Below are 265 nucleotides of genomic sequence, written 5' to 3' on the forward strand. Positions count from 1 at the left end.
CCCAATAATCGCTTTGTCGCTCATGACGCGGTATTCACACACCAAGGTCATCTCACAACCACCGCCGAGCGCTGCACCATTAATGGCGGCAACTTTAGGAAACGGCAAGTCTTCAAAACGGTTAAAGACGTCATTGATACCAATCAGCCACTCTTTAATCTCATCTTCAGGCTGCTTAAAAGAAGCAACAAATTCAGTAATGTCCGCGCCAGCGATAAACACGCCTTTACTTGAGGTAACAATCAAGCCTTTCACATCGTCGGCT

Annotated in this window: 1 protein-coding gene; it reads right to left on the reverse strand. The window is 46.8% G+C overall.

Features of this window, described 5'->3' with window-relative positions; all coding sequences use genetic code 11:
• A partial coding sequence (locus AAEY79_RS15215; RefSeq protein ID WP_352289313.1) for an enoyl-CoA hydratase-related protein occupies positions 1-265 on the reverse strand: 265 nt, incomplete at both ends.

Source organism: Psychrobacter sp. GW64-MNA-CIBAN-0177 (assembly GCF_040309585.1).
In the GTDB taxonomy this organism is placed as follows: Bacteria; Pseudomonadota; Gammaproteobacteria; order Pseudomonadales; family Moraxellaceae; genus Psychrobacter; species Psychrobacter okhotskensis.